This window comes from Mycobacterium sp. MFM001 (genome assembly GCF_003402475.1).
Taxonomy (GTDB): domain Bacteria; phylum Actinomycetota; class Actinomycetes; order Mycobacteriales; family Mycobacteriaceae; genus Mycobacterium.
Map to the genome: position 1 here is coordinate 24,404 of NZ_BFAB01000016.1, position 20,458 is coordinate 44,861.

General features: G+C 63.7%; 16 protein-coding genes. 12 read left to right on the forward strand and 4 right to left on the reverse strand.

Annotated features, from left to right (window positions below; translation table 11 throughout):
* Positions 1-57: 57 nt before the first annotated feature.
* The 4 genes from MFM001_RS21355 to MFM001_RS21370 all read left to right on the forward strand — a co-directional run bounded on the left by MFM001_RS21355 (position 58) and on the right by MFM001_RS21370 (position 6,562).
* Entirely contained in the window at positions 58-1,911 is a 1,854-nt protein-coding gene (locus MFM001_RS21355) for a site-specific DNA-methyltransferase (RefSeq protein WP_116377268.1), read from the forward strand.
* Entirely contained in the window at positions 1,911-4,385 is a 2,475-nt protein-coding gene (locus tag MFM001_RS21360) for a DEAD/DEAH box helicase family protein (RefSeq protein ID WP_160118030.1), read from the forward strand. Before MFM001_RS21355 ends, MFM001_RS21360 begins: the two co-directional genes overlap by 1 nt.
* A gap of 130 nt (positions 4,386-4,515) precedes the next feature.
* Positions 4,516-5,916 (forward strand): type IV secretory system conjugative DNA transfer family protein, encoded by a 1,401-nt coding sequence (locus MFM001_RS21365; protein WP_238159330.1) that lies wholly within the window; start codon positions 4,516-4,518, stop codon positions 5,914-5,916.
* Positions 5,917-5,998: 82 nt separating this feature from the next.
* Positions 5,999-6,562: a DUF2510 domain-containing protein gene (locus MFM001_RS21370; RefSeq protein ID WP_116377270.1), complete on the forward strand. Its 564-nt coding sequence runs from the start codon at positions 5,999-6,001 to the stop codon at positions 6,560-6,562.
* Positions 6,563-6,602: 40 nt separating this feature from the next.
* Here the strand turns inward: MFM001_RS21370 and MFM001_RS21375 are convergent, their stop codons facing one another.
* On the reverse strand, positions 6,603-7,415 hold the full coding sequence (locus MFM001_RS21375) for a hypothetical protein (protein WP_116377271.1): 813 nt from the start codon (positions 7,413-7,415) through the stop codon (positions 6,603-6,605).
* A complete protein-coding gene (locus tag MFM001_RS21380) occupies positions 7,415-7,852 on the reverse strand; it encodes an XRE family transcriptional regulator (protein WP_116377272.1) in 438 nt (145 codons plus the stop codon). Before MFM001_RS21380 ends, MFM001_RS21375 begins: the two co-directional genes overlap by 1 nt.
* A 110-nt stretch (positions 7,853-7,962) precedes the next feature.
* Here MFM001_RS21380 and MFM001_RS21385 point away from each other — a divergent pair, with 110 nt between their 5' ends.
* The 8 genes from MFM001_RS21385 to MFM001_RS21415 are packed head-to-tail and all read left to right on the forward strand — an operon-like array spanning position 7,963 to position 17,613.
* Positions 7,963-8,352, forward strand: coding sequence for a hypothetical protein (locus tag MFM001_RS21385; protein WP_116377273.1), 390 nt, complete (start codon positions 7,963-7,965; stop codon positions 8,350-8,352).
* Positions 8,349-9,389 (forward strand): hypothetical protein, encoded by a 1,041-nt coding sequence (locus tag MFM001_RS21390; protein WP_116377274.1) that lies wholly within the window; start codon positions 8,349-8,351, stop codon positions 9,387-9,389. The genes MFM001_RS21385 and MFM001_RS21390 overlap by 4 nt, the downstream gene beginning before the upstream one ends.
* Positions 9,389-10,366, forward strand: coding sequence for a hypothetical protein (locus MFM001_RS21395; protein WP_116377275.1), 978 nt, complete (start codon positions 9,389-9,391; stop codon positions 10,364-10,366). Before MFM001_RS21390 ends, MFM001_RS21395 begins: the two co-directional genes overlap by 1 nt.
* A 52-nt stretch (positions 10,367-10,418) precedes the next feature.
* Entirely contained in the window at positions 10,419-10,697 is a 279-nt protein-coding gene (locus MFM001_RS21400; RefSeq protein ID WP_116377276.1) for a hypothetical protein, read from the forward strand.
* Positions 10,694-11,125, forward strand: a complete 432-nt coding sequence (locus MFM001_RS24390) for a hypothetical protein (protein ID WP_142760717.1) — start codon at positions 10,694-10,696, stop codon at positions 11,123-11,125. The genes MFM001_RS21400 and MFM001_RS24390 overlap by 4 nt, the downstream gene beginning before the upstream one ends.
* Entirely contained in the window at positions 11,109-13,646 is a 2,538-nt protein-coding gene (locus MFM001_RS21405) for an ATP-binding protein (RefSeq protein WP_116377277.1), read from the forward strand. Before MFM001_RS24390 ends, MFM001_RS21405 begins: the two co-directional genes overlap by 17 nt.
* Positions 13,643-15,799 (forward strand): hypothetical protein, encoded by a 2,157-nt coding sequence (locus tag MFM001_RS24520; protein ID WP_160118031.1) that lies wholly within the window; start codon positions 13,643-13,645, stop codon positions 15,797-15,799. Before MFM001_RS21405 ends, MFM001_RS24520 begins: the two co-directional genes overlap by 4 nt.
* A complete protein-coding gene (locus tag MFM001_RS21415) occupies positions 15,796-17,613 on the forward strand; it encodes an AAA family ATPase (RefSeq protein WP_116377278.1) in 1,818 nt (605 codons plus the stop codon). The genes MFM001_RS24520 and MFM001_RS21415 overlap by 4 nt, the downstream gene beginning before the upstream one ends.
* A 345-nt stretch (positions 17,614-17,958) precedes the next feature.
* Here the strand turns inward: MFM001_RS21415 and MFM001_RS24395 are convergent, their stop codons facing one another.
* Together MFM001_RS24395 and MFM001_RS21425 are read right to left on the reverse strand one after the other, a co-directional pair.
* Complete coding sequence (locus MFM001_RS24395) at positions 17,959-19,437, reverse strand: hypothetical protein (protein ID WP_142760718.1); 1,479 nt, start codon at positions 19,435-19,437, stop codon at positions 17,959-17,961.
* A gap of 178 nt (positions 19,438-19,615) precedes the next feature.
* Entirely contained in the window at positions 19,616-20,443 is an 828-nt protein-coding gene (locus MFM001_RS21425; RefSeq protein ID WP_160118032.1) for a DUF2637 domain-containing protein, read from the reverse strand.
* Between the last annotated feature and the right edge of the window lie 15 nt (positions 20,444-20,458).

The window sequence follows — 20,458 nt, forward strand, 5'->3', positions numbered from 1 at the left end:
GCACCTCAGGATGTTCCACTCGATAGGCTCCCAGACACCGACCAGGGAAGGGATCGAGTGGGCAAGCACCGCGGTCAACTGGAGCTGACCTGGACCAACAAGGAACAGGCGCTGCTATCAACCGGCGACGGCAGGTACGACTACACGTTCGTCGACCCCTCCGACTATCGGGTGTCCGAGGTCCGTTTACTGCATGAAGTCGACCGGTTCGACGCTGAGACCCCCGAGGACCGGCCCGCCGACCTACTAGAGCCCACGAGTGACAACCTGCTCGTTACCGGTGATGCGATGCACGTCCTGGACGCCCTAGCTCAAATCCCCGACTACGCGGATAAGTACCTCGGCAAGGTCAAGCTCTGCTATATCGACCCCCCGTTCAACACCGGGCAGGCCTTCGACAGCTACGAAGACAACATTGAACATTCGGTCTGGCTGACCATGCTGCGCGACCGACTCCGGCAAATCAAGCCGCTGCTCTCCAATGATGGGTCGGTATGGGTGCACCTCGACGACACCGAGGTGCACCGCTGCCGAATGGTGCTCGACGAGGTCATAGGCGCGAAAAACTTTGTCGCCGAAATTGTTTGGGAGAAGTCACCGGGAGCTAAGGGCGATGCCGGCATCGCGGTTAACCACGATTACATCTTGATCTACGCGGTCCAGCAACCCAATTGGAAGAAGCTGCGCAACCGCATACCTCGGTCGCAACGACAAGCCGGAAGGTACGCAAATCCAGACAACGATCCCCGCGGTCCGTGGCGACAGGGAGCAGACGGGACAGCCAAAAGCGGAAACGACGACTTGCGGTACGAGGTCATCACACCCTCGGGGCGTGTTGTAACACCGCCCAAAGGCAACTACTGGCGCTTCTCCAAAGACACACTCGAAGTCGCTCGCGCCGAGGGCCGCGTGTGGTTCGGCAAAAAAGGCGACGCGCTCCCAGTTATCAAGACCTACCTTTCGGAGATCGCCGAAGGCGTCGTACCCGGAACCTGGTGGCCCAATCACGAAGTCGGCAGCAACCAGGAGGCACGAAGAGACCATCTGCGGAAGCTGTTCCCAGACATCGAGCCATTCTCCACTCCCAAGCCCGAACGGCTGCTCCAACGGATCATCCAGATCGCCACCAACCCAGGCGAGATTGTCCTCGATTGTTTCGCCGGCTCTGGCACGACAGCAGCCGTGGCACACAAGATGTGTCGCCGATGGGTGACTTGCGAACTTCGTTCGAGCACAGTCGAGACCTTCACCCTGCCAAGGTTGCTCAAAGTGATCGACGGCAACGACCCCGGCGGAATAACGGCGGTGACAACCCGCGTGGCAGCAGACCAGGTTGAGCTTCCTGACGGAATGACCCCGGACGAAGCCCAGGAGTTCAATCGCTTGCTACGCAAGGTGCTTAAACACGTTGAGAGCGCCGACGACGCGACGATCAAAGCGCTGCGCGATGCGACCAAGACCCGAGACGAGACCACGGTCACCTGGCACGGCGGCGGCGGATTCACCCACTTGCGAGTTGGAGACTCCATGTTCGTAGAGGCCGGCGGCAGGGTATTCCTCGCCGACTGGGCCACCAACAGCGCGCTAGCCACTGCCATGTGCGCGCAACTCGGCATCCGCCACCGCCCTGACGGCATCTTCGCGGGTAAGCGCGGCCGGGTGCGTTACGTGATTCTCGACGGCATGGTCACACCATCAACCGTAGACGCAATCCTCGATCAGCTCCCCGACGGCCAGATCGTCGAAGTGTGGGCCACGCAGGTCGATCCGGCTGCCGCCGAAGCACTTCGCAAGGCATGCCCAGGCTCAAAGCTGGCGGCGATCCCCGCATCAGTACTCGATTCCTACCGACGAAAAGTTCAATCCCGATCCCCATTCACCCCCTTTGCGGCCACCGGAAAGCAGAGCTGATGGCCGACCTGAACATCGACACCAATCTTCTGGCCGAGATCACTCACCGTCTGGAGTTACGCAAGCCAAATGCGGAAGCAATCGATTCGGTGGCGAAGGTTGTTAGCCAGCACTTCGATGTGGAGGAGAACCCCCCACCATTTGAATGCATCGTCGATTCCGCCACCGGAGTCGGAAAGACCTACGTGCTCGCAGGGCTGATCGAATACTTCGCTGGGCGAGAGAGCCCTGCGCGCAATTTCCTACTGCTCGCACCTGGCCGCACGATTCGAGACAAGTCGATCAACAACTTCACGTCTGGACACCGCAAATCGCTGACAGCAGCAATGAAGTCGCGCCCCGCCGTGGTCACCGCGGAAAACTTCGAACACCAGTCGACTCACGCCATCATGGAGGACGACTCGAAAACCAAGCTGTACATCTTCACGGTGCAGGCGTTGACCTCAGCAACCGGTGAGGGACGCGCCACCCACGAATTCCAAGAGACACTGGGTGGTTCGTTCTTCGAGTGGCTCGCCAAGCGCCAAGACTTGGTGATCCTCGCCGACGAGCACCATTGCTACCGGGGGCAGGCGTTTTCGCGGACGATCGCCGATCTCAACCCTTCAGTGGTCGTCGGCTTGACGGCGACCCCTGACCGCAGAGATGAGGCGCTCGTCGTCTACCGCTATCCGCTGTCCTATGCGATCCGCGACCAATACGTCAAAACTCCCGTGCTCGTCGCGCGCAAGGACGACCGAAAAGATGACCACACCAAGCTGCTCGACGGCGTGACGCTACTTAAGTACAAAGAGCAGATCGCTCATGCCTACTGTGAGGAGAACGATCTGCCGCCGGTAAATCCGGTGATGCTGGTGATCGCCAAGGACACCACGGAGGCCAACGCCTTTCGCGACATCCTCGATTCCGAGGGCTTCGATGGCGGCGCGTGGGTCGGCAGAACACTTCTTGTGCACTCCAATCTGACCGGTGAGGAAAAGGAGAAGGCACTTGCCGACCTCGATGCGGTGGAGCATCCCGACTGCCCGGTGCGCATCATCATTAGCGTCGGGATGCTCAAGGAAGGCTGGGACGTCAAGAACGTTTACGTGATCGCTTCCATGCGCGCCTCGGTCTCCGACGTGCTGACCGAGCAGACGCTGGGACGCGGGATGCGATTGCCGTTCGGCGGCTACACCGGCATCCAGATGCTAGACACCGTCGAGGTGCTGGCACATGAACGGTATGAGGAGTTGCTCAAGAAACGAGAGGCGCTCAACGAAAAGTTTGTCGACTACGGGGTGTGGATGCAGACCCATGTCACCGAATCCGGACAGACCGTAGCGGAGAAACACGTCAGCGATCCCGCTCCGGCACCCGTGTTCCTGCCCCCTGAACTGAGCGGGTTCACCTCGCTGCCCGAGAGCGAGGACGCCGAACCATCGGCGATGCCGGTGCAAGACATGGACCAGGTGGCCGCCAAAGCGGCGGCGGAGGCCGAGAAGGCCAAAGGGGATACCCGAGAGCATCAACCGCTACCCGGCCGTGAGCCGATCATGCTGCCCTACATCGAACATATTCCGGTGCCGATCGTGGTGTCACTCAATCAGATCCACGAAGACGCCGATTTCGTGAAGCTGGCTCAGGGCCTAGCGGTCGAAGCCGACGAAGAACTCAAACGCACACTGCTCAAAGCCAACGGAACCAAGATCACCGGCGTGGCCGCCGAGGACCATGTAAAGGCCGCCAGGCTCGATATTCCTCTCGAACAGTCCCGCGAGGCCCTTGTCGATGCAGTACTAGATGCTCCCGGCGTTAACCGGCGCATCAGCGAGGTGAACGCCGCTAACGCCATAGTCAACACCATCATTACGACCATGGGCGACAATGCCGGTCTGTGGCTGTCGGCGTATCTCGACACCGCGAAACGTCGCCTTTCGCAACTGATCGCTGCCAAGCTCGCGTCGGTGACTAAGGGCGGAATCACCTACCTCGATGACGTGAAGCTGGAGCCGCTCACCAAGGTTCGAAAAAGTTCCCGCTCCCACCAAAAGGAGCGCGTGGAGACGTTCGAGAAATACATCCCGTACAACGGCTGGAAACGAAACCTCTACGAGTATGCCTGGTTTGACAGCGCGCCCGAATATGTCGCAGCAAAAGCAATCGACGACGCGCCAAACGTCGTCGTGTGGGCGCGAGTACATCGCAACGACATCCCGATCACGTGGACATCCAGCGGACGTCAATACAACCCGGATCTCGTGGTAGTCGAGGAGATCAACGGCAAGCGACACTACTGGCTGGTCGAAGTCAAAATGAATAGGGAACTGCAGGCCGAGGACGTGGCCGCCAAGAGGAGCGCAGCGATCACCTGGTCGAACACCGTAACCAACTCAGGCAAGGTTGACGGACCCTGGACCTACCTACTGCTAAGCGAAGACGACATCAAAGACAGCCACGGCAACTGGGAGCAGATGAAAGCACTCCATCACTAACGACCACCTGGGGTCGACGTGACACCCACCCGGCGCTAATGGACGGTCCTTTTACTTCAACACGAAATCTGCGCCTACTGTTGGACTTCGACCTCGCATCACGCCGATCATCATCGGTGTGCCTGTCCATGTGCCCTACACGCCCTACTGTGGCCTGGCATACCGCAACGATCAGCCGTACATGCCTGAGAGCGCACCGCATTTGGCGATCAGCGCCCCTACCCGTACCGGAAAGACCCGCCGCATCCTGGCGCCTGCCGCAGTAGTGCACCCCGGTCCGGTCGTGTGCGTGTCCTCGAAGGAGGATCTGGCTGAGCTGGTCTTGACTCGCCGCTACAACGGCGCCACCGGGGTGATCGACCTGCGGCCGCAGAAGACCCTGGTCTGGCCGGCCAACGTGCGTCGAATGGTCACGGACCCGACCGCGGCAATCACCACCGCCGACGAAGCCCTCACCGTCGCCGAAACGATGCTCGCCACGTCCGGCGTCGGTTTCGGAGGCGCGTCCAGCGGGCAAACCGTCGCCGCCGGCGGCCTGTGGGAAAACAGCGCATCCGCCCCACTGGCGTGCCTGCTGTATGCGGCCAGCCCCCTGGGCAACCGCCAAGGAATGCCCTGGGTGCTGCGCGCCGTCGGCACCCGCGGAGACAAACAGGACGACGACAACCATGCCGGCAAAATCGATTACCCCTCATGGAAAACCGCGTACGGCCTGTGCCCGCATGCCGATCTCCGCGAGCCGCTGATCGAGCTGACAGCCATGGACGGACGCTTACGTGACAGTGTGGCCGTCACGATGAAAAAGGCCATCACGCCGTGGATTCGTCTGGGACTGATGGCTAGTGACCCCGAAACGCAGCTGAGCACCATCGACTGCCTGAGCATCGAATCGTTCGACGTCACTATGCTCGACGATCCCGAAGCGACACTGTTTGTCATCGCCCCCAACACCGGCACGGTCGCCGGGGCCGCGGTGGCTCTCATCGACTCGATCGTGCAGTACTTCCGCAAGAAAACCGCCAACCACCTCCTGACCCACCGGCTGTTGCTCGAGCTCGACGAAGTGTGCAACTCATGCCCACTTCCCGCACTGCTCAACTACGTCGGCGAATCTGCCGGCCTCGGAGTCAACATCATGGCCACCGTGCAGGCATCCAGCCATTTCGACGTCGTCTACGGACCTAAATACGCCGACGCGCTGCGCGACGTCTTCCCCGGCACCCTCGTCATGTACGGCGCGCACGAACGCCACCTACTCGAGCAAGCCTCCGACTGGCACGGACTGGCCACCCGACGCACCGAATCCTATGAACCCAACAGCGGAAGCCGCTCGCAATCCTCACAATTCGGCCCCGCCATCTACTGGCAAGACCTTCTACCCCGAAACCGGGAAGAAGCCCAACTCTTGCGCCGAGGCACGGCCGGAGAACGAGTCCATATCCCCGACTGGAGCGACTTCCTGTCCATCTGGGATCGCGTCGTTCGACAACGCATCCACAAAAACAGTCACCGCCTCAAAGCGGTCAAATAACCCTGCCGAACACCGCAACACCGCCACGCCAGGCTAGCGGTGCGGGTGGGAAGCGTCAGGCCCCGCAGTTAGGCTCCGGGGTGTGACCACCCTCATCGTGCTGGGGTTTATCGCGCTGGCTGGCGTGGGCTGGCTAGTGGATCGGCAGCAACAACCACAACGTGACGCGGCGGCAGCCCAAGCCTGGCTGGCTTTACGTCGCGACGCCGATGCCCACCATCTGGACGTGCTTTACATTCACGATGTCTACGAGCACGACCGAAGGGGCAGCAAAGCCTACGTCTCTTTCTACAACGGCGATACCCCGACGGAGCGACGTGACGCCTGGTTCTGGTGGACCTGGGTCCAGAACGGTTCGGTTGTCGCCGTAAGCATCCTCAACGAAGGATGGGGTCCACACAGCAACCGCCCCAACGTGCTCTACATCGGCGACCCACATACCGGCCAGACAGGCATCGACGCCACCATCGACGCACGCACCCTCAACCGAGCACAGCGCCACCTATCCAAATATCCGGCAGCGATACATTCTGCGCCGACTCGAGGCTGGTATCCCGATCCCTCCCACCGATTCCCTTATCGCTGGTGGGACGGGCAAGCCTGGACGCACCACGTGTGCAGCGACGAGCAGACCTGCATCGACTGACTCTTTTGGCCCACACCCGGAACCACCTAACGAAACATTTTCAGCCGACAACGGGCTGCGAGTATCCCGATCCAGTTCCCGTCTGGTTGAGCCACTCGCTGGGCAACTGCATTAGCGCCGCGAAGATCAGCCAGCACAACCAGAGAATCCCCAGCGCGGCCGGGACGCCACTGCAGAGTAGGGGAATCCACCGGATCGTCGCCGAACTGACCCGCGGCACTGCTAACGGTTCGGGTTCCTGCGCCGGCCGATCAAGAATGGTGGGCATCGAAACGTCGCGGCCACCCAGGAACAGCTCGTCGTCCAACTCCGCGGCCACTGGTGTGAGCGGCCACCAGTGGCTGGATCCCTCGATGGCAAGCCAGCCCTCAAGAATCCCGTAAATCCCGGCGGCGAGAAACATCGCCGGAATCTGGGCCAACAGCCACGGCGCCACCACAACTGACCACACACTGGCTGACGGGTCATACAGCAGCGGCAGCGGAATCCCGCACAGCACCGCCGTGCCCAGTAGCGCCGGAATCGGGTAGCCCAACAAGCGATCCGGGATCAACGTGGTAATCCACCCATACAGCAACCGCCCGATCGGCCAACCGATCGGGGCGGTCACCGCGCACGCCGCAACAATCGCCGTCTCGAAACCTCCTGTCGCAGTGGAGGTTTTCCGAAACATCAACGGCGGTGTCACGTCATCGTCGTGCGGATCGGGCCGAACACCCACACGGGCGCGGTCGCGGGCCCGGATCCGTTTACCCAGCAGCTCGGCGCGCCGCTTCTGAAACAGCAAGACCCCGGCATGCGCGGCGATCCAGGCCCGGCGCTCCTCAGCAAAAATATCGACCGCGGCCGCCATCACTGACCCTTCCCCTCGGTCACGCCGGCCACCGTCCCGTCGGCGCCGTCGTCGACCAGCTCACGTACCAAACCCTTGACGGTGCTGATCAACTCCGTTGCCTCATCCAGCAGCGTGCTCGCAGCGCGCAGCACCGTGAGCGCGTGCTCATCCTCGGGACGTGACGCCATCCGAGTGTGCGGCACCCCGCCGGCCAGGATCGCCGCCGACGATCCGGCCGCCCACCCCAGCGGCAAGTCGATGCGCGCCAACGTGGATTCCCGCAGCCGGCCCGTCCCGTTGATCGCCTTGTACAGCGTCGTGCGGTTGGGCCCGCCGCGGCGCGCTACCTCATAGCCGCTGATGCGCATCTGGCTGATCCGCTTCCGCACGAAGTAGTCCAGCCGGGCCGGCCCCGAGTCCGGAACCTCCGCCAAGGCGCCCTGGGATGCGTTCACGCTCACAAAATTAAGCATAATCAACCAAAAACGTCTATACATGTCGACAGAATCGGGCGCAGATGGCTACCGTGACGACTAAAGCTGATCGTCTGTGCAGGGAGGCTGGGATGAAGGCGCTACTGGCCCTGATCGGTATGAGTTGCGCGATGATGTGCCTGGCGGTGGTCGCCGTCGTCGAGCTGGTCGCGCGATGCCTGCCGCTGCTCATCATCGCTGGGCTGCTCTGGGCTGGCTGGCGGGTGTGGCGCGCCCGCCGACGCACGGCACACGGTGCCGCTCCTGTTGTGCTGGTCCCCGAACCGCGGCCCCTGCCAGCCCCCACCCTCGCTGACCGCTACCCCGATGTGTACTTGGTCGCTGGCGATCACCGCGGGCTACGCCCCCCGCTCACTCCACTCGACACGGACAGCGCCGTGTTCTCGAGCCATCGATTGGTGCGCACACCGGCCGCTCTCCCGGCCGCGCAGCGGCGCCACCGAGGTCGGGTGCGGCCATGAGCACGGCCAAACTCGCCGACGAGGACGCCGCGTGGGTGGCACGCATCCGCGCAGGAAACGACACCAACAGTGCAACCGGCGATATCGATGCGGCTAACACGGTCGAACCTGACGACGAAGAGGCCAGGGGCGAAGCATCGGGTCTGGACGGCGCTTCATGGCCCGAACCGTTTGGCGGCGACGCGACCGGTGATCGACCAATGGTCGACCTTGACGACGATCGCGAGTGTTCCGGCAATCCCGCTGATCCCGACGACAAGCCAGCAGCCCGGCGCCGCTTTAACCCTTGGGTCGCAGCGGGTTTCGGCGCAGTAGCCGTGGTTGCCACCGTCGTCACGTTCGCGGCCGGTGCCATCACCTCACACGACGATCCTGCACCCCCGGCTCCGCCCAGCGTGGTGGCCCGGCCGCCACAGCCTCCGGCTCCTGCCTCGACTTCGCCGGCGGTCACCGACGAGCCGCTGCGCTTCACCGCCACTTCCGACTGCGACAGGCTGCCCGGTTCCACCCCGGCCCAACTGCTGGCCGACCCCCAGGCCAAAGCTCCCTGGATTTGCGCCAGCTCGGCCGCCGGAGAAGTACTGCATATCTACCTTGATCGGCCCGAAATCATCACCGCGGTTTCGATCGTGCCGGGCGCGGTCAACAAGACCAGCACCACAGACCAAGGCGACCCCTGGCCGCTGCACCGCGTCGTCACCCGGCTGCAATGGCAGTTCAACGACACCGCCAACACGATCAAACCGCAAAAGACCGGCAACGTGCACGGAGAAGCGGTGCAGGCGGTGCCCAGCGTGCTGGCCTCCGAAATCACCATCATCATCCAGGAAACAAGCCGCCCACCGTTGGTAGCCGCGCCGACCAGCACCACCTCTGCCCCTTCCGGCGACGGCATCCTCGGCCCCATCCTCGGCGGCCCCTCCGGCGGTGACGCCTCAACCGCGCCGGTGCTGCCCGGCCAACCCGATCGACCCGACCCCAGCGACGGCACCTTCGCCATCACCAGCATCAAAGTCATTGGCCACCAGGTGAAATAATGCCCAAACTCAGCAACGTCTGGCGTAGGCGCATCAAGGCCGCAACACACGGCACCGGCCGAGTCATCCTGGCCGTCCTCGTCGTCACCTCATCGGTCAGCGGCGCGGGAACGCTCAAACGATGGCTGTTGCCCGACCCGCCCCCGCCCATCGCCGACATCTCGTTTGACACCATCAACCAAACCGACCTGGTCAAAGCTTTCGCCATCGACTGCGTCACCACCTACCTGACCGCAGCCAGCGCTCAAGGCACAGACCTCTCGCGATGCTTTCCCAACGCCTCGAGGCTGACCGTGCCATCCACCCCCGGGCTGATCGTCACCGCACCCGCCGCCTACGCCAAACGCACCGGCCCGGACCGCGCGAATCTTCGCACCTACGGAGTGCTGGTGGGCGTCACCGAACAGCCCTACGCCACAGCCACTCCCGAACGCAACTACTACCAAATCCCGCTCGGCGTCTACGGCGGCGACGCCGTGCGCGCACTGGACAACCTGGCCCGCCTCGACGAACCACCCGCTGGCGTCGACGTCGAACTCGGCTACCCTGCCACCATCCCCGCCAACCACCCGATCGCCACCCTGTTATCGGGATTCATCACCGCCTACCTGACCAACAGTCCCTGCATCTCAGGAACCGGCCAGGGCCAAGCCGCGGCGTGCCAGCCCGTCGGTAGCTTGGATCGCTACATCACCACCGACTCGCGGATCAAACCCGTCAAACACCCCTACGCCAGCGTCACGGTGACCGGTGTGCAATCGATCGCCAACCCTCCCGACATACCGGCGGAAAACTTCACCTTGTCGGCGCGAGTGACGGTTTCGGCCCGATCAGCCCAATACACCCCCTACGACCTGTCCTATCCCCTCACCATCCGAGCCACCGGCGGCAACTGGTTCGTCGCCGCCATCCAACCGGTTCCCGCACTCGCCGACGCCGACCCCGAACCACCAACCCCCGCACCGCCAAAGCACTAGGCGCGAAAGCCTCAATGCCCCAACCGAACCCAGGTAAAGGAGAACCAACGCAATGAACACATCCGTGATGGCGGCATCCGGCCTCATGGGCATGGGCCAAGAAATGTATTTGCTCATCGCCGGCCTCGGTGGGCTGGGCGCACTCGCCGCCGGAATCCTTGTCTCTCTTAAGACGGCCGTAAAACTTGGGTTCGGCACGGCGATCGCTGTTTTCTTCATGGGGGTGGGGCTGTCGGTGTGCATCCTCAACGCCGTCGGATTCCGCGACATGGGCGTGCACGAGCTGCGCGACCGCACCGGCTACTCGCCAGGCATCTACTCCGGGCGATGACCCAGCAAAACGCACCGGTCCACACTGGCGATAACGCCAAGGTCTGGACCGGAATTCGTGACATCCCGATCTGGGCTGGCGAGTCATCCACGGGCAACCAACTGCCACTCGGCCCTTACCGCACACCAGAACTCGTCGCGATCGGCACCATCAACGTGCCGGCGATCTTCTGGGTCACCCATCACACCCAATCACCGCACGTGTTGATCGTGCTGCTGGGAGCGCCCCTGCTCACTGCGGCCATCGTCTTGGCCATGAGGGTGCTGCTTCCCAAGGCCCGCCCCCGGCTATCCACCCGAGCCCAATTCCTTTACAACGCCTGGCTACCGCGAGCGGTGATCACTTCTGCCCCGCCCACACCCACGGCCAGGCCAAAGCCAGTTGGTTCCGCGACTATGCCAAGGACACCCCATGCCGCCCCGCGTTGACCGTTCATTCGACCCGCCACAGAAGGTGATCGGTAACCTGCGCTACACCCGCACCGGCGTCTACGCCGACTATCTGATCCATGGCCTGCCGCTGACCATGCGACCACTGCCCGTATGGGAACGCGGGGCCCGGCTCACCCGCAACCTCGGCCGCAACCTTCCTTCTGGGTCACAGCTATTCGGGCTGCTGGCCTGCGAAGACCAAGACCGCATCCTGTCCAACATCCTCGGCCGTCACGACGACAAGCCCGCATGGGTTTCACACTGCCGCCGCTGGGAACCCATGGTCGCCGACCCGCTGCAGACCGGACACCACACCGGACCCCAACAGCGAGTGCACTGGCTGACCATCCCGGTGGACTCCGGCCGGCTCGGCCGCACCGTCACCGGTAAAGCCGAAAAACTCGGGAAATGGATCATCGGCCGCGACCCCGACTCCGAGGCCTCCGTGGCCGCCTACACACAACTGGCCCACGAAATCATCGCCGCACTGCCCGACGAATTTCACACCACCGCCGCCACCCCCGCCCAGATCCGCTGGCACCACCGCCACATCGCACTGCGCGGCGTATTCACCGCGCCCCTGCCCCACCCCTTCGAAGGCCCACACACCCTGCCCGGCAGCGCATTTGGGCGCTGGCATTTCGACGAAGGCGCCAACCTCGATCGCCAGCTGCGCTGGTGGCCCAGCCGCCACTCGGTGGTGCGCATTCAAGAACTCGACGAACACGCCAACCTTGTCGGCCCGGTCAGCTACCAAGCAATGCTGGCCGTCGACCAATTCCCCGCCCGCGGTGTGCGCTTCCCCAAAGCCGCATATCTGCGCGCCCTCGACAACGTCGACACCCTCGCCACCATCGACTGGGTTCAGCATCTGAACCTGCGCACCCCCGACCAAGCCCTGGCCGCCAATCGCCGCAACGCCAAAAACATCGAAGACCAGCAGCGCCAACGCGCAGCCAAACGCGACGCCGCCGACGCTGAAGACCTCGCCAACAAGCTCGATGCCACCCTGGACTACTCCAGCGAACTCAACGCCAACCCCACCGAACGCGAACTCGACGGCACCCCCGTCATCGCCGTCGGCGCGGCCTCCATCGAGGTGATCGAAGACGCGGTCAAACAGATCCGCCAAGAACTCGACTCGGTTGCCATCGCATTCAGCCGCCGCCGCGGATCACACCGGGCGCTGTGGAAAGCCTTCAACCCCGGAAGCGAAACCACCAGCCCCCTCGACGAATACCGCAACCCCACAACCGCACACCGGTGGGCCCGCTTCATGCCGCTGACCTCCGACGAATGCGGCAACTCCACCGGAAGCCCCCTCGCGGTCAACCAAAACACCATGCGCCCGCGCATCATCCTGCACGATCCCGAAGGCACCGCTCGACGCAACCACAACACAGGCCTAGGCATTGTCGGCGAGCCAGGCGGCGGCAAATCCAACCGCGCCAAACTCTCCGCCGCCGAACTCGCCCTGCGCGGCGCCCAAGTCAGAGTGTTCGATCCCGGCAAGCACGCCGAATGGGCCAAGGCACTGCGAACCATCCCCGACGCGCACGCGTTCGACCCCACCCAGGCCGACATATCCCTGGACCCGCTGGTGATCTTCCCCGACGAGGAAGCAGCCAGCAAAGCCGCCGACCACATCCTGCCCCTCATCGGCGTCAACCCACTTAGCGTCATGCGCGCCCAATTCGAAGTCGCACTGCGCCCAGATAACCGCGAACGCAACGGAATCCGGCGCATGCGCGACCTCATCGAATACCTGCGAGCCCAACCCAACCCACACGACAACGAGCTGCTGCTGCGGCTCGAGGCCGCGGCCGCCTCCCACTACACCCAGGCACTCTTCGATCCGCACCGCAAACCCTATTTAACGGCCGACTCCCAGGTCACCATCTGGCTGACCCGCAACCTAGCCCTGCCCGACGCCGACGACATCCGCGCCGCGGTCAACGGCGGATTAGATCTGCAACCCCGCCAACTAGCGGCCATGGCCATCTATGGCTTACTCGTCGACCTCGAGCAACAGCAACTGTTTGCGCGCCCAGACCAGTTCGGCACCATCATCTTTGAAGAGTGCGCCGAACTATTGGCATACCCACCCGGTGCCCGCGCCGCCCACCGCGTCACCACCCAAGGACGCAAGCACAACACCGGCATTTGGCTCATCACCCAAGACTTTCATCACCTACAGCGCATGGGCAGCGAGTTCATCACCCAGAAATGGTTATTCCGTATCACCAATGAAACCCTGGCCGAACAAACGCTGGAATGGGCCGGCATCGATCCCGAGCTCTACCCCGACGTCGTGCAGTCCTACGTCGAAGACACCAGCCCCGCCAACACCTCCCTGACCGCCGGCGACGAGGACGAGATCGGCTACGTCGAACCACACCGGCGCGGCGAAGGATTCATCGTCGACGAATTCCGCCGCCACGCCCGCGCCAAATTCTTCGGCGCCCCCACACCCCAGCTCGCCGCCGACCTCGACAGCACCCCGCCGGTGGCGGCATGAGCCAGCCCGCCCGCACCGATTTGCTCGCCGCATGGCTGGCCGAACACCCCCGCGCCCGCCAACTCGTCACCCTCGTGACCACCATGCATGCCCTGGCGTTGTGGGCGGTGGTCAGCGCGCCGTCAGCCGCCGCCGCGACCGGAGGTGCCGCCCTGGGCTGGACCGGGCTCAAAGACAGCTACGGTGTGCCGCTCAAGGACTACTTCCTGTCCGTCGTCGACACCCCCGAAGCCGTCACCAACAACGGACAAGGGGTATCGCTGCTCGAACCGTCCTCCGTGCTCAAGTGGGCCGGCCAAGCAATCCAGACCGGCATCACCCACTCCACCGCCGCATGGTGGCTCACCACCACCACCGGCTTCTACATCTTCATCGTCGGCGTCGCGCTGTGGCTGCTGCGTTTCGCCCTGTCCGGCACCTGGCTGGTCACGGTCGCCCAAATCACCCGGCCCGTCTACAACGCCGTCACCACCGTGGCCAACCAGCTCTACCTGGGACCCATCACCATCACCTTGTGCGCGATCATCGGCGGAATCAACATCCTGCGCGGCCACCGCGGCCGCGGCTGGGCCATCATCGGCACCGGCGTGCTGTTCACCGTGTTGCTGCTGACCGTGTTCGCCGACCCCATCACCGACCTCTACAGCGACCACGGGCTCCTGGCGATCGGGCGCGCCACCGGATTTTCCATCGCCCAAGCCACCCGCGGCGGACCCTACGCCCCCAGCCAACCGCTCGATGCCCAACTGGGCGCCATGCTGGCCCAACTCGTCACCGCCGGCGTGCGCCACCCACTGCAAGTCGTCAACTTCGGCTTCGTCGTCGACGACGTCGGCACCTGTGCAGGCGCCTGGTCGCGAGCCATCAGCGCCGCCAACGGTCAAGGACCCGGACCCGCGCACGCCATGGCCAATTGCGGTGCGCCCCAAGCACTCGCTCACGCCCAACAGCTCGGCGGCGGCGACGCGGTACTGGCGATCGTCTTCCTGCTCGCAGGCGCGGTGTTCTCGCTGTTCATCTGGTACGTGGCCATCAGCACCTTCCTCGTCGGACTCAAAGCCGGCTACTACGGCACCGTCCTGGCGCCCTCATTCATGGTCGGCATGACCGGTCTGGCCGAACGCTCCCTGGCCTACGCCAAACACTGCGGCTGGCAACTCCTCATCCACGCCGTCGAAATGGCCGTCTACACAGCATTTCTAGGCATCGTCGTGGTGTGGCTGGCCTGGACCCTGACCACCCCGATGCTCGGCACCGGCACCATCACCGTCGCCCCACGCATGCTCATCATGATGCTCGCCTCCATCGCAGCACTGCTGTTATTCCGCTACATCGACAAGCAATTCCACGCCGACGGCATCGGCACCATTGCCCGCACCATCCACACCGCCGCCGGCGACACCGCCCGACGAGGCCGCCGCCAATACAACGAGGCACGCGCCCACATCGACCAAGCCCGCACCCTGTCCGGGCGCCTGCGTGACCGCTACCGGCGCAACCGCGACAGCGACGACAACGACACCGACGACACGTCGAGCACCACCACGCCCGGCTTCGACACCTTCAAACCCCGCAGCTCCACCCGAAAAACCCAACCCACCCCAGGCGCCTCCACCATCGCCAAACCGGGCACCGCCACCCGCGATGGCGCCCGGGCCACCGCGAAAACCGGTGCCGCCCAGACCGCCGAGGCCACCGCCGCCGCTGCCACCCGCACCGCTGCCGGAACCGCCGCCCGCGCCGCCGCCGACGTCGCAGCCCCCGAAATCGCCATCCCCGCCGCCGCTGTCGCCGCCGCCGGCCACGCCGCACACAAACACCGCCAACACCACACACCAGCCACCGACAACCACCCCGGCACCGACACGTCATCACGCTCGCGGCGCAACAACAACCGTTCGCCCGAGCGCACCGATCAGCCTGCGGCCGACATCGGCCACAGCACCTTCTCCCCCCGCCCCGCTACCGACCGGGGACACGGACGCGACGTCACACCCACCGCCACGGACGTCGCACCAACCGGAATCGAAGCCCCACCCCTTGACGGCGACAACCGCAGATCCCGGAGCGCCCGCGACGATGATGGTGCGCCCCTAGAATTTGGGTCAGTGCGCCGGCCCGGCACCCCAGCGACCCGCGAAGGCGAACAGTGAACGCACGCGACTACCTCGACACCGGCATCACCGCGCTCGGCCTGCTCGACGGCCAGCCCGCCGACCCCGACCAAGCCCGCATCGCGTTCCGCCGGGCCATCGACCTCGACGCCACCATGTGCGATGCCTGGGTCGGACTGGCCGCCGCCGGCGACACCAGCGTCACCACCCTGCGCAACGCGCACCACACCAGCGCCACCCTGCACCGCGAAACACGCCGTTTGGGCCTAGCCGACGACGACCTACGCCCCGTCATCCCCGCACCCAGCGGCTACCTTGCCCTCTACCCCACCACCCCCATCGGGCTTGCCCTTGCTCACGTCGCGGGCCTGATCACCGCCAACGACTACGACAGCGCCGAAAAAGCGCTCGACGACATCGACATCACCCGCGAACCCGCCCAACAGGCCCTGCACCGTTTCATCGGCGCCTCCCTGCACTTCGTCACCCACCGCTGGCCCGACGTCCTGTCCTGGACATCCCGGCCCGCCGCACACACCGCGCCGATCATTGAAGACGCCACCACGCTGCTGGCCGGCATCGCCCACACCGGACTCGGCCAATTCGACACCGCACTCTCAGTGCTACAACCGCTGACCCCGCCGCGCGTGCCGGAAACCATCGCCGCCGACGCAGCCCTCTACCGCGGTCTATGCCACCGCGCCCAAGGCGACGAACCCGCAGCCCGCACCCAATTCCGGGCCGCCACCATCGACGGGCAACTGCGGCCCGCCGCCGCCACCGCCCTCGCCGACCCCACCTACGGACCCATCGTCACCACCGCCGAAGCCATCGCCGCCCGCACCGACCGCTGGAACCCCGACTCCGGCCCCAGCACAGACGAACTGCAACGCCAACACGACCGCGAAAAAGCCCAACAAGTCCTTCAAGCCGCCGAAGGCGCCCTCACCGAATTCGTCGGCCTGCAACGAGTCAAAGAACACGTCACCGAACTGAAAAACGTCCAACACTACGACCAGATCATGGCCCAACGCGGGCTGGGCGGCGACCAAGACGGCTCACTGCACATGATCCTCGTCGGACCACCCGGAACCGCCAAAACCTCCATCGCCCGCATCATCTGCCAAATGTACTTCGGCCTGGGCATCCTGCAATCCCCCGAATTCATCGAAGTCTCCCGCGAACAACTGCTCGGCGAACACATCGGCGAAACCGAAGCAAAGACCACCAAGATCCTCGAAAGCGCCTACGGGCGCGCTTTATTCATCGACGAAGCCCCCACCCTCTACAAAGAGGACCTCGACCGCGACTTCGGCCGCATCGCCCTCGACACCATCATGAAATACGCCGAAGACCACCGCCGCGACATGATGATCTGCCTCGCCGGCTACGCCACCCCCATGAGCCGAATGCTCTCCGCCAACCCCGGCCTACGCTCCCGCTTCCCTCACAAGCTCGAATTCACCTCAAACACACCCGACGAAATCATCGGCATTGCAGACCTCTTCGCCGCCAAATCACACGTCACAATCGCCCAAGAGGCCCGCCACTACTTCGCGAAGGTTGCCAAATGGCTTTGTACCACACCCGTAACCGGCCCCCAACACGGACAAACCCACGGCGACGACAGTCTGCTCATCGACATCGCCGCCAACGGCCGCTATGCACGCAACGTCCTATCCGCATGCGCCAAAAAAATGAAGTCACGCATCGCATCCGACCCCACCATCGACATGCTCACCGCCGACCCCGCCACCCTGCGGCTGGTCACCATCGAGGACATGCGCTCAGCCATCGACGAGGTTCTGACCGCCCACGACATCCACATCCCAGCCGTTGACGCGGCGCGGTAGCGCGCCGAGTGTCCCCCAAGTGTGCCCGAATGCCGATCTGGTCGCCGTCACGGCGAGGTAGCACACCTCGCCGATCCCGACCACGCGTTAACCGTTTAGCGGCCGAACGCGGCTAGGACGCGTTGCCATAACCCTTGTGGAAACAGCGCCTTGTTCAACGATGTCGAAGAACTCGCGTAGCTCGGCTTCTGCCCGGCATCCGTCGCGCAGAACCTTGTCGAGTAGCTGGTGGTAGTGCAGAGCGTCTTTGCCGTCGGCGATCAGTGTGTCCAAGTGTTGGTGGAGTTCGGCTTGCGCGCTGTGCTCGATGGCTCTGGCCGCGCGGCCAATCGCGATGTTGCGGACTCACTCCGGACGCTGTGGCGGATCATCGCTTAAGCCAAGCGGCGCCCAGAGCTCCTCATGTGTCTTTTGGTCACCTCGATGAAGTTGACGAAGGCAGCGCTCGTCAACGTTTTGGTGGACTGCAGCCTGTATTCGGCCTGCCGCTGCGCTGGCGGCGCTGTCGAGGATTTCCCGGTAATGCTGCGGCGCCTGGTCTTCGCCGGCTGCCAGCAGCTCCAGCACCGGGCGGTCAAGGTTTTCGTGCAGCGCGGCTTGCGCTTGATGTGCAGCTGCGCTGGCCGCCGCTTCGACGACTTCCGGGTAACGATTAGGCGGGTCGTCTTCGCCGCCTGCAAGCAGCTCCAGTACCGGGCGGTCAAGGTGTTGGTGCAGCGCGGCTTGCGCTTGGTGTGCGGCTGCGCTGGCCGCGGCTTCGACGATTTGGCAGTAGAGCCGTTGCCGATCTGTGGCACCAGCGAGGAACTCATCAACCCGCTGGTGAACCGCCGGTGCGAACATCTTCAGCTCGAGGTAGTCGGCGGGGAGAAACAGGGGGCCGCGGACATACCAGGGAACGGCGGCCCAAATCCCGTCGCGCCGATCGGGGTCGCCCGTGATGGCCTCGATGTCACGCAGGGCGTCTTCGCACGCTTTATGAGCGCAGTCGAACTGAGACCGCCACGGCCCACGATAGGGCGGCCCGACTAGGGAGGGGCACATCCGCGCAGGCGAGGCTGCGATATCCCACGAGCGCGCCATGCTGGAATGCCACGCGGTGAGCGCCGGGCTGATCACCTTCAATGCCCCCAACACAATTACTCGGATGCGGGCGAGGTCTGCGTAAGCCCCGGAGGAGTGATCGGAACGCCACTTACTCAATCCTCGCCGCCTCCAATTCACCGCATTAACCACGAAAAACGTCACGATTGTGAAAGCCAGCGCCAACTGTGGGAGATCAAGGTTGTCAAGCCAAGCGGCGATCGCTGCCCACGCGTGCCGCACCTGCGATTCGTACACCACCCACGTGGCGGCAAGAGCGCTCAATGCACCCAGCCAGGAAAGGACAGCGGTCTTCGCCGAGTTGGCCACCTCACCAACCCCGAATCCCACACCGATAAGAAACCGGGACACGGCTGATCGTCGCGTGCCGCGAGTGAGGCGTTCAGTTCTGTTTGGTTCGTCGCCGAAACCGTAGTGCACCCAAGTGCGGCTCTTAACTACACGCCGCCACCTGTCGACACGAATAAGCCAGCAAGCGTTGCGTCGCCGCTGCTCAAGCGTCGCGCCCTGATCCGCGATAACGCGCACCTTGACGATTGCGTCGGCGATTCGTTCACAAGCGTAGAAGACGGTGAGGTGCGCAATGATCAGCAACAGCAGATAGAAAAGAGCGCCACAGATCCACGTGAAGAACCAGTACACGGGCGAAGGTTCCGGTGAAGATGCGAGCCGTGAATACGGCAAGCTGAACGGAAAGAGCACCACGTCGAGCAGCGCCACGGTTTGCCTCCTCTACATCACCAAGAATGCGTATACGAGCACAACAATTCGGCCGCACGGCCTTTCCAGCTTCGATGCATCCTTGCCCCTTGGATCGAAGCGTTTGTGCCGTATCACCGAACTACGGCCGTACACCGCCATCTCAGGCCACCTAAGCGACATAAGTGGATCAGACGAGCTAATTCGAACGTGCAAGCCTTAGCTCCTGCCGTTGGTGTCGCTCAACACCGTTAGATGGTGTTTCATCGACGGCGCGTGAGCGCGCGGCGGTGACAAGGATCCGCCGCACAGTGCTGTGGTGTAGACGGGTTTGTGTTGCGATCTCGTTGGCCTTGGCTCCCGAAGCCTCCAGTTCGAGCACCGTTTTGACCGTTTCCGGTGTTTGTCGGATACGGCCCGATTGCACGATGGCAAGGGCGCGCTGGGCATGGTCGTCGGTGATCGCGCCGGGCCCGACCCAGCGATCCTGCGCGCCGGCGGCGATGTCGGACTCCACGTCTTCTACGTCGCTCTCATCATCGAATAAGCTCGGCAAGAACGTAATTGCGCTGCGTGAGCGCGAAAGGGCAAGCAATGCCATCGTGGCCTGGGCGATCGTCACATCAACGACTACCGGCCAAAGCCAGGCCAGTTCCTGGGGAATACCCGAGCGGATCGCCAAGTCCCGCAATGCTTCAAACGACAATATGAAAGCACAGCTGGCGAGCAGCGCGGTCATCGCCAACGCGCACCAAAACGTAGCCTTCGATCGACGGCTCGTACGGATCAGCAGGGACAACCCCTCAATCGAACTCATCAGGATGATCGGAGGCGCCACAGCGACCGCAGCGGCCAATGGCGCTGGCACACCGAGATTTGCTGCCACCACTGCGTGGGCGGCGTTGCCAGCGATCGACGCCGAACTGGCCACAATCAATACGGCTCGGAAGAACAGTGCCGCGCGCCGGTTGTGATCGTCCTCGGCGGCCGCCGCTTCGAAATCGGCGTTAATCAGCGATTCAGACACGCAGTAATCGTGCAT

Bases quoted from the DNA above. Each gene is read 5' to 3' on its own strand.
- MFM001_RS21360 (WP_160118030.1), top strand. From the start codon at position 1,911: ATGGCCGACCTGAACATCGACACCAATCTTCTGGCCGAGATCACTCAC.
- MFM001_RS21375 (WP_116377271.1), bottom strand. From the start codon at position 7,415: ATGGCGGCCGCGGTCGATATTTTTGCTGAGGAGCGCCGGGCCTGGATC.
- MFM001_RS21385 (WP_116377273.1), top strand. From the start codon at position 7,963: ATGAAGGCGCTACTGGCCCTGATCGGTATGAGTTGCGCGATGATGTGC.
- MFM001_RS21390 (WP_116377274.1), top strand. From the start codon at position 8,349: ATGAGCACGGCCAAACTCGCCGACGAGGACGCCGCGTGGGTGGCACGC.
- MFM001_RS21395 (WP_116377275.1), top strand. From the start codon at position 9,389: ATGCCCAAACTCAGCAACGTCTGGCGTAGGCGCATCAAGGCCGCAACA.
- MFM001_RS21400 (WP_116377276.1), top strand. From the start codon at position 10,419: ATGAACACATCCGTGATGGCGGCATCCGGCCTCATGGGCATGGGCCAA.
- MFM001_RS24390 (WP_142760717.1), top strand. From the start codon at position 10,694: ATGACCCAGCAAAACGCACCGGTCCACACTGGCGATAACGCCAAGGTC.
- MFM001_RS21405 (WP_116377277.1), top strand. From the start codon at position 11,109: ATGCCGCCCCGCGTTGACCGTTCATTCGACCCGCCACAGAAGGTGATC.
- MFM001_RS24520 (WP_160118031.1), top strand. From the start codon at position 13,643: ATGAGCCAGCCCGCCCGCACCGATTTGCTCGCCGCATGGCTGGCCGAA.